This window comes from Sorangium sp. So ce1153, assembly GCF_051521595.1.
Classification (GTDB): domain Bacteria; phylum Myxococcota_A; class Polyangia; order Polyangiales; family Polyangiaceae; genus Sorangium.
In genome coordinates this window covers 13,038,419-13,051,701 of the sequence record NZ_CP150361.1, presented here as the reverse complement: position 1 = coordinate 13,051,701, position 13,283 = coordinate 13,038,419, and the positions used below count along the sequence as shown (strand labels likewise).

The following is a 13,283-nucleotide window of genomic DNA, read 5'->3' as shown; positions in this document are numbered from 1 at the left end:
CCGCCCGACCCGTGCGAGGGAGATCCCGCTACTGCACCGGCGCTCGACATGTGCGGGGTGTTCGTCAGCCCGTTGTCGGGTGACGACAGGAGCCCGGGCACGAAGGACGCGCCGGTGAAGACCCTGCAACACGCGATACGGCTCGCGGCACGCGGGCGAGGCGACAGCGAGAAGCCAACCCGACGCGTGTATGCGTGCCACGGCAGGTTCGAGGAGGCGATCGCGCTGCCTTCCGGGGTCGACGTCTGGGGCAGCCGCGGCTGTGACAACGGTGGTGAGTGGTCGTATGAATCGTCTCTCGTTGGGCCGAGCGCGTCGACCGTCATCGCGCCGCCTACGGGGATCCCGGTGCGGATCCGCGGGGTGCAGGATACGGCGCTTGCGGGGGATAACGCGACGTCGGTGATCGCCGGCGTGCGAATCGTCGCGGCGGACGCCTCGGCGCCCGATGACAAGTCGTCGATCGCGGTGATTTTGAGCACGGGGGCCAGGGCGATCGTGCAGGACAGCGTGATTGTCGCGGGCAACGGCAAGGACGGGGAGCCGGGAGAGGACGCGGACACCGACCGGGCTCCGGACGGCCTTGAGGGGAACGACGGGGTGTCCGCCTGCACTACGGACTCCCCGACCGGCGCCCTCCCGGTCGTGACCGTGTGCGACGACGGCACCGAGTCCATCGGTGGATATGGGGGCGACGGCGGGATCGCGTCGGGGAGCGATGGGACCTCAGGAATGCCGACACCCGCGGAGATTTCTGAGCGCGACGGTCACGCGGGGCTCGGCGCGGACGACATGCGATGCAGCGACGGGGGCGAAGGCGCGGACGGCGCGGACGGTGGCCGCGCTGACGGCGCGGTGGGCGTAGGCCACCTCGGCAACGATGGATGGATCGGCGTCCGGGGCGAGGACGGGAAGCGAGGCGGCACCGGCCAGGCAGGCGGCGGCGGTGGCGGCAGCAAGTCGCGCGGCGACATGGGCGCGTGTCGAGCAGGCGGCCCCCAGGGGGGGGCCGCCGGCGGCTCGGGAGGGAGCGGCGGCTGTGGCGGTCGGGGAGGCTACGGCGGCGGCTATGGCGGTGCGAGCATCGCGATCGTTGCGCTGGACGGCACGGAGCTTACGGTCGCGGCCAGCGACGTGGTCACGGGCAAGGGCGGCAACGGCGGGGTTGGCGGGAGAGGCCAGCCGGGCGGCTACGGGAACGCGGGCGGTTCCGGCGGCCGCACCTTTGTGGCGGACATGTGGGAAGCATGCGATGGCGGCCGTGGAGGCAACGGCGGTCGCGGAGGCGATGCCGGCGGCGGGCTCGGCGGCGCTGCCGTCGGCATCGCCTACGTGGCGCCCAACTATGCCATTCGACCCGGGACCAGCTTCATCGTCGGAAGCGCCGGTGTCGGCGGCGTTGCGGGCAATGCGGGCACCGGTGACGACGTGGGCCGAGGGCGGTCAGGCCCCAGGGGGGAAGTCCATGCGTTCAGCGTGGGGAATGAGCCGCCCCGTTGACGCGTGCCCTGCGAGACGCCGCCATTGAGGGATACCCATGAACCTGGATTCTGCGATCCTCCTGCTCCTCGTTCTGCCGCTCGCCACGGTCGGTTGCGGAACCGCGCGGGGGGTGGACGGCCCTGGCGGCGCGCCGCCGTGTGCCGGTCCATCGACGTGCGCAAGCGATCCCGTGCCCGACTCGGTTTGCCTGGAGCATCTTGCGGCGGGCCGGGCGACGGACGGTTGCGGCGTGTTCGTCCTCAGTCCGCATTTCGGCGGTGACGACGCGAACCCCGGCACGAAGGACAGCCCCGTTCGCTCTGTCCGGCGCGCGATCGAGCTTGCGCGCACGGGGCGCGGTCGCGTGTTTCTCACCGACGATGCCTTTGACGAGACCATCACGCTCCCCTCCGGGGTAGATATCTACGGAGGCTTCGAAACCTCCATCGGATGGGAACGCCGTAGAGACCTGGAAGACCCGGTGTACATGATGGCCAAAACCGGTCCCATCGAGAACGGATTCATCGCGCTGACCGTGGAGCCGGCCCGCGCCGGCGACACGGGGGCTGCGGACGGGGTCTCGATCATCGATCACGTGGCCCTCTTCAGCACGACGTATGTCGGGATGATCGTTCAGTCGGGCACCGCGGTGGAGATCATCGGGAGCTATATCAACGCCAGCTACGCGTATGGGGGCCGTGATGGGGAGAAATGGCCGGGCCGGGCAGCGTTGGGTCCGGACGGGCAGTATGGAGGAGACGCGTGCTCCGCCGCGACGGTCCCGGGCGGCGCTCGGGCGGTGAACTCCTGTGAGGGAGGGTTCCCGAGCGTCGGTGGTAAGGGAGGAGACGGGCTCGCCGCCGACGCGGAAGATGGGGTGGACGGCGAGCCCGTACCGCAGCCGAACCCCAACTACGATGGGACAGGAGGACGTGGCAACCGGGCAGACGGTGGTTGCAGCAGCGGCGCCCCCGGGAAGAGCGGCATGTGGGGCGCCGCCGGCGCAGCGGGCAAGGGCCGCGGGCGGATCGATGAGACCGGATGGCACGGCGACGGGGCCGACGACGGCGCCCGGGGGATGCCGGGCCAAGGCGGCGGCGGGGGCGGCGGGCGTCGCGGTGGGCTCACGGTGTGCGGCGTGGCCACCAAGGGCGGCGCCGCGGGCGGCTCCGGAGGCGCCGGCGGTTGCGGGGGGCGGGGCGGCCGAGGGGGCGGGAACGGCTACCCGAGCATCGGGATCATGGCGCTCCACGCCAAGGTGACCGTGCGCGATAGCATCATCGTCACCGAAGACGGGGGGCCAGGCGGCGATGGCGGGGTGCCGGAGGAAGGAGGCAAAGGCGGCCGGGGAGCGCCGGGCGGCGCCGTGGGGGACGGGACGTGGTCCTGCCAGGGTGGCAGCGGCGGCCGCGGAGGCGACGGCGGCTACGGCGGCCCCGGGCGCGGCGGCGACTCCATCGGCATCGCCTACCTCGACGAGGACCAGCTCACGTTGGAGGGCATCACCTTCGAGATGGGGCTGCCGGGCCCGGGTGGCACGAGCTGGGAATGGACTGGCGATGTCATCACCGGGGAGGACGGCATCGCCGTCGAAACGCAGCGCTTCCCTGAATAGGAGCGGCGCACTCGCCTTAAAGGGTCGTGATCGTCACGTCGTCGAAGCGCACGTCGCTCATCGCCCACGAGAACAGGGCGACCGAACCCCACGCGTACGCCGCCTCGTTCGACACCGCCAGCACCACCTGATCATTGACCTTGATCCGGTGTGTCGTCCCCTCGCGCTCGACCCGCACCGTCATCCATGTGTTCTGCGGCGGCACATAGCTCGTGTTGACCGCGAGCTCGGTGAAGGCGCCGTTGTCCACCCGGACCAGGCGCGCGACGCTCAAGCTCGCGTCGAACATCACCCGGTAGTAGCTCGAGCCGGTGTCGTTGATGGCGTACATGAGGCCGAAGCCGTCGGGGTCGCCTGCGTAGATCTTCGCCGAGAGCGCTCCCTGCCCGAAGGCCGTGCGGGGCGCGACGAGGTAGGTCCCGCGCATGTCGACAGCTCCGTCGGCCGCGGTCTGGGGGTAATCGAACGCGCTGCCCGTCTCGGTCGCCGCTCCCCCTACCCCCCTCCAGCTCGGCAAGCTGTCGGTGATGCCCTCGTTGATCACGGTCCAGACGCTCGGCGCGACGCCTTGATCGAACGTCTCTTTGAAGGGGATGGTGCCCATCTTGGCCACGTTGACCGAGCTCAGGTCCACGGTGACGACGGAGCCGGCCGCCTTCCCGCACGAGGTGGTCTTGATCTCCTCCCAGAGGACGTAATCATGGGAGACCCAGGTGTGCCGCACCGACTGCAGGTTGACGTTCTCCACCTGGTAAAGCGACTGATCCTGGAGGCTCGCCGAGTAGATACCCTCGTATTCGTCCGTGAGCGTGCTCTTGGCGAGGTTGGGCAGGCCGTAGAGGCCGCCCCACGTGTCGTTGTGGAGGTCCTCCCATTTCTTGTAAGGATGCCCGCTCACCGAGGCCAGCCTGTATTGCCAGCCGAAGATCGAACCCGCGGAGAAATCGATCACGTCGAAGTCGTTCAAGGACTGAGAGGCCTGCTCGCTCACATCGAAGCTGAAGCTCGTGGACGGCCCATCGGCGCCCACGCCCGCGCCAACCGAGAACCCGTTCGACGTGGTGAACGTCGAGGACTCGTTGGCCGAGTGGGGCCTGTGGGCGTAGGGCGAGAGCCCCCCCGACAGGGGACGGATCGAGTGCTGGAGGGCCTCCTGGAAGTAGCCGCGGTTGTTCCCCGAGTTCCACTTGAGCCCGCCGGGGTTGTACTGGGTGCCATTGCCGGCGAAGACGACGTATTTGCCCTCCGGCGCGTTGGAGGCGAGGAGCGTCACCGTGAAGTTGCGGTCGATGACGGAGTGCTGGCCGTCGTCGCCGCACTCCCAGTTGATGGACGTGGGCGTCACGTTGTACGAGCGGTAGGTGCCCTCGGGCAGGGGCTCGGTCACGATCTGGGCGAGCGTGCGGGCCTTGTGGTCCGCGAGCAGGCCCTTGATCTCGGCGAGGAGCTCGCCCCGGGCAGGCAACGCCGTCTGCGCGACCTCGGACCTCGAGGCGATCCGGGGCTTTGCGTCGATGGTGATGGGCTCGGCCTCGGGCGCCGCGTCGAACAGCGCGTCGAGCTCGGCCTCGCTCTTTTCGAGCTTCTTTCCGAGCTCGGCCCGCTCGTCCGCGGTCATCCGGGCGTACCTCGCCTTCGCGGAGGCCGGCAAGCGCACCGCGCTGTGCTCCTCGGTCTCCTCGCCGGTGACGTCGCCAAAGACGCGCACGTCGAAGTGCTGGCCGCCCGGGCTGGGCGCCGCGTAGACGACTTGCGCGGACATCCCGATGCCCAGCGCCAGCGCGACCTTCTCGGCGTCGCGCGCGTTCTCGAGGATCACAGGCACCCCCGCGAGGCGCGCTGCCCGGAGCAGGGACGCGTAGGAGCGGATGTCGTCGGCGCTCGCGGCCTCGGCGTCGATGAGCACGGCGGACGCCTCTGCCACGCGGCTCGCGGGGCTCGGATTCGCGATGAGGTCCACCCGGAACCTCGAAGGGGCGCTGTCCATGAGCTCCGCGAGCAGAGGGGCCTTTTCGCGTTGAATGGCCGTGAGGGCGACGACAGGGCCCGGCATGACAGGGGCGGGCTTCGCGGCCGGGCCGCTGGGCTCCGCGGCGTCCGGCTCATCGTCGATGAAAGGATCCGCCTGGGTCTCGGGGGCAAAGCCCCCGCAGCCCGTGAGGGCGAGGAGGGTGAGGGCCAGGGGAGAGAGGCAAGCCAGAAAGGTGAATCGTCGCATGGGGGTCCTCCCAGAACATTCGTTGCAGGGTGAGGTCGGACGTGCGGGCGCTGGGGGCGCCGATGCCCCTCGCTCCACGCGCCTCGAACCTCTTCCGCAAACGGAGAGGAAAACCCGACACGGGCTCGGTCGATTTCTGGATCGACCGAGCCCGCGCTCTCTGAGCCCCGCGGCGCGCTACGGAGGCTCGATCGCGATGGCATCCCGGGTGATGACATCCCGGACGCCGGCGTCCTGGCGGTGAGCGCCTCGCGGACGTCCAGCGCGGCTCGGTCGTCCTTTACAGCTGAAGGCCACCAGCCGACTCTCTTCGCAGCGCTTCACGTGCTTGAATCTGCGCTCTCTGGCGCCGAGGCGCACGGTGCGCGTGCCGCCTCCGTGCCAGCATGCAGGAGCCGCTTCGCCACTCGTTTTCCCACCGCTCCCCGTGGCGTCCGCAGCGCGACGAGCAGGCGCTCCTCGGGCATTCGCCCTTCCGGAATCGACGACGAGCTCGGGTGACGAGTCACTCGGCCGCCGCGGGCGAAGTTCTTCGGTCGCGTCCGGGCTTCCCCCTGTACGTCAGGGAAGATGTCGCCGAGGGACCACGCGCAGCGAAATCTCGCACGCTTCCCAGCTCGCCGCCGGCAGGTGGATATCGCTTTCCCTTGCGTCCCTTGCGCTCTTGCGGTGTCCTCACCATGGATCACGTCGTTGGTGGCGGGGATCGCATCGGAGGACGAGCATGGAGAGCTTCTCGCGGTGGGCGATGGGTGTGTCTGGGCTCGGGCTGAGCGTGGCCCTGACGGGAGCCGCCGGCTGCCTCGGCACGGCCGAGGGGGAGGACGCAGCGCTGGCCGAGCCGATCGCGGCGGGGGCGCAAGCGCTGACGGGGTGGCAATGCGCGGCGTGCGTCAGCGGGGAGTACACGCACTCCGTGTCGCTGAGCCAGGGCAGCGCGCTCGGCTGCGCGAACGGGGAGGCCTACCGCTGCGAGCTCATCCCCTGGGCCACGCGGGCGGCCTTCGCGCACTGCGACGCCTCCGTCGCCTGTCCGCCCGGCTGGTACGTGAGCGGCTCGCAGAGCGGGCCGAGCTACTGCGCCGGGATCTACGATCGGATCTCGTGCGGTGCGGTGCCGTACCCGAGCGGGGCTTACGCGACGTGCGACCCGATCTGCTACCCTGGCTTTACCGAGACGGTGGTGAATGCCGGCGTGCCGAGCTGTGATTACCAGGACAAGCGCACCTGCGTGAAGTGAGCGGCGGCGCCCCCTTCCGCCGCGGCCCAGCTCTCTCCGGCGAGCGCGCGCACGAGCCACGGCGACGGCATCGGTCGTGCCCTTCGTCAGCGGTCGCCGCGCATCGATAGGGCTTCCGCTCCTGACCAGAGCAACATGCGTCCATGTCGCTCTCTTCGGTAGAGTTGACGAGTCTTGCCTATGAGACTTTCGGAGCATCGGAGAAAATCATGAATTTGATACTCCGCGTTGCGTGGCCTGCCTGTAAAGCTTCTGCAACGACAATTCACCAAGCGGGCCTGCAGGCGCAGGTAGGACGCAGCGCCGGCTTCGGGAAAATGGCTGAAGGACTCGGTCGGACTCACCACAATTTCTCGGCCATACTGAGCGCGACGCCTCGCACCAACGCTGGCGCGAGCTCCGCGAGCTCGACCTGGCGGACGCCGAGCTCCGCGCTGACCCGGCGCCCGTACTTCAAGGAGACCCCATGCGCAACACCGGAAAAATCGTCCGCTGGCTGGACGACAAGGGCTTTGGCTTCATCGCGCCGGCCGATGGCGGCCCCGAGGCCTTTGTGCACATCAAGTCGCTGCCGCGCGGCCAGCGCCCCGCGGTGGGCGCCACGGTCCGCTATCGTGCGGCTCGCGACGCGCAGGGCCGCGTCCGCGCCGAGGACGTCGAACTGGCCGGCGCCAGAGCGAGCCTGGGCCCGGCGAGCCGCGCCCTGCTGGTGGCGCTGCCCTTCCTCGCGCTGGTGACAGCGCTGGCCGCCCTGGGGCGGGTGCCGCGTGTGCTGCCCTGGCTCTACCTCGGCGCCAGCCTGGTGACGCTGCTGGTCTATTACAAGGACAAGCGCGCCGCCGAGCGCGGCGCCTGGCGCACGCCGGAGCAGACCCTGCACCTGCTTGCGCTGGTCGGCGGTTGGCCAGGCGCGCTGTATGCGCAGCAGTTGCTGCGCCACAAATCCAGCAAGCGCTCCTTCCGCGTCGTGTTCTGGCTGACGCTGGCGCTGAACGTCGCCGGCCTCGGCTACCTGGCCTCCGACCATGGCGCCGGCGCCCGTGCGGGGATCGACCGGGTCACGGCACCGCTGGCCGCCGACCGGGATGCCCTGCCCCTCATTGACTCCCGGAGACTCCCATGAGCGCTACCCCCATCCACTTTGATGACGGCGCCGCCTACGAGCGCGCGCCCGCCCCGCGCTGCACGACGCTCGGGCCGATCGTCTCGGCCCACGCCACGACGCGCTCCGGCGGCCACTTGCCGTAGTCGCGATGGGCCCTGGGGCGATGCTCGTCCACGATCACCGCCGTGCCCTTCCGCCCGTAGAATCGGCCGTCACGTCGGCCCGGAATACGCACTTCGACACCGGCCGCGGCGCTTCGACCCGGAGGAGATGATCCCCTGCCGGCGCGAGCCGCCCGAGAGCCCCCGGGCGCGTATCGCCACGGTCGCGCCGCGGCGGCGGGGCGCCGCCGAGCTCGCCGCGAGCGCTTCCCTTCGAGAAGGCCACCGAAGCGCTTGGGCGCGGGTCGACGGCCGAGCCTCCGCGGCCGTGCCCTTGACAAGCCTCCGTTCATGTAACATCATAAGTTGCGTGAGACGAGACAGCCGACTCTCCGGGGTGCTTCACGTCCTGCTGCACATGGCCCAGCACGAGGGGCCCTTGACGTCCGAGCAGATGGCGAAAGCCATGGACACCAATCCCGTGGTGATCCGGCGAGTCATGGCGGGCCTCCGGGAGCAGGGATACGTCCGGTCGGAGAAGGGACATGGGGGGGGATGGTCCCTGGCGTGCGATCTCGCGAAGGTGACCCTGCGCGACATCTACACTGCGCTCGGCTCGCCCTCGCTGCTCGCCATCGGGAACCGGACGGAGACGCCCGGCTGCGCCGTCGAAGAGGCGGTCAACGCGGCTCTTGGCAAGTCGTTCGAGGCTGCGGAGTCGCTGCTTCTGTCGCGCCTCGGCGAGGTGACGCTCGCGGCCCTGGGCGAGGACGTGCGGACTCGGGTGGCTGCTCGCCCCGCGCCTCCCGGTGACATGAGATGAACGATGAAGGCGAATCCATCCACACGAGCAGGCGCCGCCGATCAAGCCATCCACGCCCCTTCCCAGCGCCGCGCCGTCTCACAACGAGCAGGAGACAAACCATCATGACCGAATTCTGGGAACCCGCGTTCGTCGAGAAGCAGCTGATGTGGGGACTGGAGCCAACGACGTCTGCTTCTCTCGCGCGCGACACGTTCGCTCGAGCCGGTGTCAAGAGCGTCCTGATACCCGGCATCGGCTACGGCAGGAACGCGAAGCCGTTTCTCGAGCGCGGGATGTCAGTGGCGGGGATCGAGATCTCTGCGACGGCGATCGAGCTTGCCCGCTCGAGACTCGGTCTCGAGATCCCCATCGTTCACGGATCAGTCGCCGACATGCCCTTCGACCGCCGGCAGTACGACGGCATCTTCTGCTACGGGCTTGTCTACCTCCTGGATGCCCGCGGTCGCGAGAAGCTCATTCGAGACTGCTACCGCCAGCTGGCGCCCGGTGGGCACATGATCTTCACGATCATCTCGAAGAAGGCGCCAATGTACGGACATGGGCTCCGGCTCGGCGACGACTGGTACGAGCGCCTGCCCGGTCTTCCGATGTACTTCTACGACGCCGAGTCGGTGAAGCGGGAGTTCGGTCCGTACGGGCTCGTCGAGCTCTCCGACATCGACGAGCCTGCGGGCGGTGGCGCGACTCTCCCATTTATCAATGTAGTCTGCAGGAGGGACGCCGTGATCGTCGGCGCAGATGAAGCCGTGGGGCGGCTCCACGCCGGACAGGTCGAGGTCACGGTCGACGGCGCGCTTCGGCAAACCCAGGTGGAGGCCGTCGCGAAGGCTCTCGAGACGAGCAAGACCACCATCCTGAGGATGGGCGGCTGCCAGATCACAGACCTTGGCTGCAAGGCCATCGGAGACGCTCTTCTCGCCAACACCGCGCTCAAGGAGCTGTGGCTGTTCAACAACGAGATAGGGGACGTCGGCGGCGAGGCTCTGGGAGATGTCCTGAGAAAGAACGCTTCTCTCGCGACGCTGTGTCTCAACGAAAACCGAGTGGGCGATATTGGGGCCAGGGCGATCGCAGGGGCTCTCCGGACGTCCACTTCATTGGTCGAGCTGGGGCTCGGGCGCAACCAGATCGGCGACGTTGGCGCCGCGGCTATTGGAGAGGCGCTCGCATCCAACAGCTCGGTGACCGCGCTCAGCCTGAACCACAACGAGATCTGCGACATCGGCGCGGCGAGTGTAGGCGACGCTCTTCGCAACAACGCATCGCTCAAGATTCTCCGGCTGCGCAACAACGCCATCGGGGACGTCGGTGCGGAGGCGCTGCGGACCGCGATCGCGAGGAACACCACCTTGAGAATCGTCAACTTCGAAGAAAACCCTGCGTCCCCTGCCTTTCACGCTGGCATCAAGGCAGCCCTGGAGGGGCGTCGCCAATGAGCACGGACGCGCGCGGACGGATCCGGGCCGGCTCGGGTCGCGCGGGCATGCCTTCCCTCTTTTCGGCTGCCCTCTCACGCCACAGCCCGCGGGAGGAACGCATTGCGAAGCAGGCGTGTTCGGCTCGCCGCCGGCCGATGGCGCGTCGCCCCGAAGTCGAGCCGGGCGCCGGCCGGCTCGACGATCGAACGCCAAAGCCTACTCGAGGACGCTCAGCAGCGCGCGCCCCAGCGCCTGCTTCTCCTCCGAATCGACGTCATCGCGCGCCCGGATGCCGAGCACCGCGTCGACCGTGGACGTGATCGTCGCGGGCGATACGCCTCCCGAGCCAATGTACGAGAGGCCGCGGCGCAGGTTGAAGCGGCCGAGCGCGAGGCGATTCCACGCGACCTGCAGCGCCGTGGCGGGAGGCATGCGCGGATCGCGCGTGATCGAGCCGAAGGTCGAGCTCTTCGCGATAAACGCGCGATTGCCGCTCGCGCTGCCGAGCCCGAAGACATGGACCGCATCCGCGCGCGCGATGAACGACAGATCGGGCTCGGTGGTGCGCGCCTCGATGATCGGCCCCGCGGACCACAGCCCGAGCGTTCCCCAGAAACGCTCGGCCTCGAGCCCGAACTCGAGCATCCCCTGGCGGAACGAGCTCGACACCCGAGCGCCGGCGACGACCTGCGACGACAGCGCGAGCGCCGAGTCGAGCATCCCGAAGTCGTGCCCCGCCGCGCCGAGGATCGCCTCGAGCGCCGCCTCCTCGCCGCGCGCGCGCGCCGCATCGCCGAGATCCCACCGCAGATCGACCGCGTCGCGGAAGCGGGTGGCGAGCGCGTCGTAGGCCGTGCCGTACATCGCCTCGAGCGCGAAGGCGTACTGAGCGCGCGCGCGCGCCGTGGTCCCGTACTGCACGAGGTGCGCGTGAACGGCGTCGAGCTGCTCGCGCGGCAAGCTGCGCAGGTCGCGCGCGAACGCGAGGCGGTGCGCGGCGTCGTACAGCGTCGCCTCGCTGCCCGTGGTGCCGAGGACCTCCTGCAGTAGCTCCGCAGCGGGCTTCTCCCACTTCGCGCGATCGGGGTCGGTCGCGTCGATGTAGGCGCTCCGCCACGCGGGCCGCAGGGCGAAGACGGCCGCCGCGTCGGCGCCGTCCGGCAGCTCCTCCGTGCTCTGCGAGGCCGCGCGCACCGCGGCCGCGCGCTGCGCGATGACGACGCGCGGATCGATCTCCAGGGTGGCCGGCTCGACGATGTAGGCCAGGCGCGTGAAGCTGAGCGCGTCGCGCGTCGTCGCCGGGTCGGCGTGGCCCTGCCAGCACGTGCTCGCGCTGACGACGACGCGTGGGCGCACGATCGCGGCGATCGCCCCCATGCTCGGCCCGCCGCTCGGCGCGTCGATGAGCAGGAACCAGCGGGGCGCTGTGCTCGCGGGCGCGAGGATCTCCTGCCATGCCTGCGCGCGCTCGTCGTCGCTCACGCGCGCGTCGTCGAGCAGCGAGAGGAGCCCGGCGATCTCCGCCGGCACCTGGCTCGCCCAGTACCCGTCGACCGCGCCGGCGTAGCGCGTCACCGCCTGCGCCACCTCCGCGCCGCTCAGGTCGAGGCTCGCGGCGGCGCGCGTATACGCCCGCAGCATGTCCGCGGCGAGGCGCATGCGCTGCGCCTGCGCGAGCGCTGCGATGCGCGCGAGCACGGCGCGGGGATCCATCGCGGCCTCGAGCGCCGCCAAGGGGACGAGCCAGCCGGCGATCGACGGCGTGACGTCGTTCAGGAGCTGCGCCTTCTGCGCTGCGCTGACGTCGGTGAGCCCGATAAGCCCCGCCGCGAGCCCCGAGTTGACGTCGTCGAGCGGCTTGTCCGCGAGCGTCACCAGCGCGCCGATGCGCTCGGCGCGCGACCCGCTCACGAGCACGGCCCGGAGCGCCGGCCAGTCGTTGGTCTTCCTGCGCTGCCACGAGAGGGCCTGGTCGAGCCTCGCCGCGACGTCCGCGTCCGAGGCCGCGCCGTCGGCGAGGAGCGGCACGAGCGCCTTGAACAGCGCGCCGCGCGGACGGGGATTGACGTCGCGCCAGCTCGCCGTATCGGCGGCTTGGTACAAGGACAGGAGCGCGCTCTGCCGCGCCGCCGCAGAGAGCACGGTGGAGCGTCCGATGGCCGTGATCGCGTCCTCGATCAGGTTCGTCACGTCGGTCGTCTCCGCGACCTCCGCGAGGAACCCGGAAATGTCCACGTCCGGAGGCGCGGACGCGAGCGCCTCGCCGAGGAACTGCCCGCGCGCCTCCGCCTGGCGCGCGGCGATCCCGTTGGGCAGGCTCGACCAGTTTCCGCTGTCCTCCTCGCGGACGCCGTAGTCCTCGCGAAGCGTGTCCGCCCGCATCTCGTTCAGCGCAGCGGCGGAGGCGAACCATTGCGTGAGCTCCCGCTGCCGCGCGGGGCCGACGTCCGAGCCTCTCCAGAACAGCCGCCCCGTCGCGCGACGTACGCGGTAGCTCGGATCGGCGAGCATGGCGTCGGCCTGCGCCGCGCTCAAGGTGCCGGCGCTCCCGTACCACGCAGCGGCCGACTCGCGGACCGAGCGCGAGGCCGACGCTCGCAGCGTCACGAGCAGCTCGTCGACGCTCGGCGGATGCTCGAGGTCCGGTGTGCGCAGCGCTCCGGCCGCGCAGCGGAAGCGCTTGGTCTGGAGGAGATCCGCGACGAATGCGACGAGCGCGCGACGCTCGTCCTCCGTCGTTCCGGGGTTGTTCGAGAGCGACGCGGCCGCCTCGAACACGAGCGCCGGGCTCTCCGTGCTCGCGAGGATGCGGAAGACGCGCGCGAGATCGCCCGGGCGCACGGGCGCGCTTCGCAGCAGGTCGGTCTGGAGCGGTCCCTCGGTCACCGCCTCGAGCGCGAGCAGGTCGGCGACGGCGACCACGCCGAGGCGCGCGAGGTGTGCGGCTTCACCGTTCCAGTACAAACGCTCCGGCTCGCCGCCGCAATCGACTGACGGGTACGGCTCGACGCCGAAGCCGCCGACCTGATTGACCGCGCGATCGAGCGCGAGGCGGACAGTCGATGAGGGGTCCTGCCCGAGCTGCGCGACCACCTGCTGGAGGACGAGATCGCCCGACAGAAAGGGCGCATCGCTCGTCGCGCCCTCGGTCGTGTCGGCGCTCTCGGTCGTGGCGACGCTCTCGGTCGTGTCGACGCTCTCGCCCATGTCGACGCAGCCGGCTGCGAGGAGAGTCCATGCGATGCAAATCGATGAGAACAGGTGTGTTTTGCGCATAC

The 13,283-nt window shown here is 70.1% G+C and carries 9 protein-coding genes; 7 read left to right on the top strand and 2 right to left on the bottom strand.

Translation table 11 applies throughout. The features are described from left to right. Window positions 1–48 precede the first annotated feature (48 nt). Together WME85_RS47525 and WME85_RS47520 are read left to right on the top strand one after the other, a co-directional pair. The gene (locus WME85_RS47525; RefSeq protein ID WP_437842555.1) at window positions 49–1,500 is read left to right on the top strand and encodes a hypothetical protein; all 1,452 of its coding nucleotides are present in this window, start codon (window positions 49–51) and stop codon (window positions 1,498–1,500) included. A gap of 37 nt (window positions 1,501–1,537) precedes the next feature. Continuing rightward, a complete protein-coding gene (locus WME85_RS47520) occupies window positions 1,538–3,097 on the top strand; it encodes a hypothetical protein (RefSeq protein WP_437831396.1) in 1,560 nt (519 codons plus the stop codon). A 16-nt stretch (window positions 3,098–3,113) separates the two neighbouring features. On the opposite strand, the gene WME85_RS47515 is transcribed toward WME85_RS47520, so the two are convergent. Further along, window positions 3,114–5,315 (bottom strand): hypothetical protein, encoded by a 2,202-nt coding sequence (locus WME85_RS47515; RefSeq protein ID WP_437831393.1) that lies wholly within the window; start codon window positions 5,313–5,315, stop codon window positions 3,114–3,116. 724 nt (window positions 5,316–6,039) lie between these two features. Between WME85_RS47515 and WME85_RS47510 the strand changes: the two genes are divergently transcribed. The 5 genes from WME85_RS47510 to WME85_RS47490 all read left to right on the top strand — a co-directional run bounded on the left by WME85_RS47510 (window position 6,040) and on the right by WME85_RS47490 (window position 10,023). Beyond that, the gene (locus tag WME85_RS47510) at window positions 6,040–6,555 is read left to right on the top strand and encodes a hypothetical protein (protein WP_437831390.1); all 516 of its coding nucleotides are present in this window, start codon (window positions 6,040–6,042) and stop codon (window positions 6,553–6,555) included. Window positions 6,556–7,021: 466 nt separating this feature from the next. Then, window positions 7,022–7,678 carry a DUF1294 domain-containing protein gene (locus tag WME85_RS47505; RefSeq protein WP_437831389.1) on the top strand — a complete coding sequence of 219 codons (657 nt, stop codon included), beginning with the start codon at window positions 7,022–7,024 and terminating at the stop codon, window positions 7,676–7,678. Then, window positions 7,675–7,803, top strand: coding sequence for a hypothetical protein (locus WME85_RS47500; RefSeq protein WP_437831387.1), 129 nt, complete (start codon window positions 7,675–7,677; stop codon window positions 7,801–7,803). Before WME85_RS47505 ends, WME85_RS47500 begins: the two co-directional genes overlap by 4 nt. A 328-nt stretch (window positions 7,804–8,131) precedes the next feature. Continuing rightward, complete coding sequence (locus WME85_RS47495) at window positions 8,132–8,584, top strand: Rrf2 family transcriptional regulator (protein WP_437831384.1); 453 nt, start codon at window positions 8,132–8,134, stop codon at window positions 8,582–8,584. A 104-nt stretch (window positions 8,585–8,688) separates the two neighbouring features. Then, entirely contained in the window at window positions 8,689–10,023 is a 1,335-nt protein-coding gene (locus WME85_RS47490; protein ID WP_437831382.1) for a methyltransferase domain-containing protein, read from the top strand. 198 nt (window positions 10,024–10,221) lie between these two features. Here the strand turns inward: WME85_RS47490 and WME85_RS47485 are convergent, their stop codons facing one another. Next, window positions 10,222–13,212, bottom strand: a complete 2,991-nt coding sequence (locus tag WME85_RS47485; protein WP_437831381.1) for a hypothetical protein — start codon at window positions 13,210–13,212, stop codon at window positions 10,222–10,224. Between the last annotated feature and the right edge of the window lie 71 nt (window positions 13,213–13,283).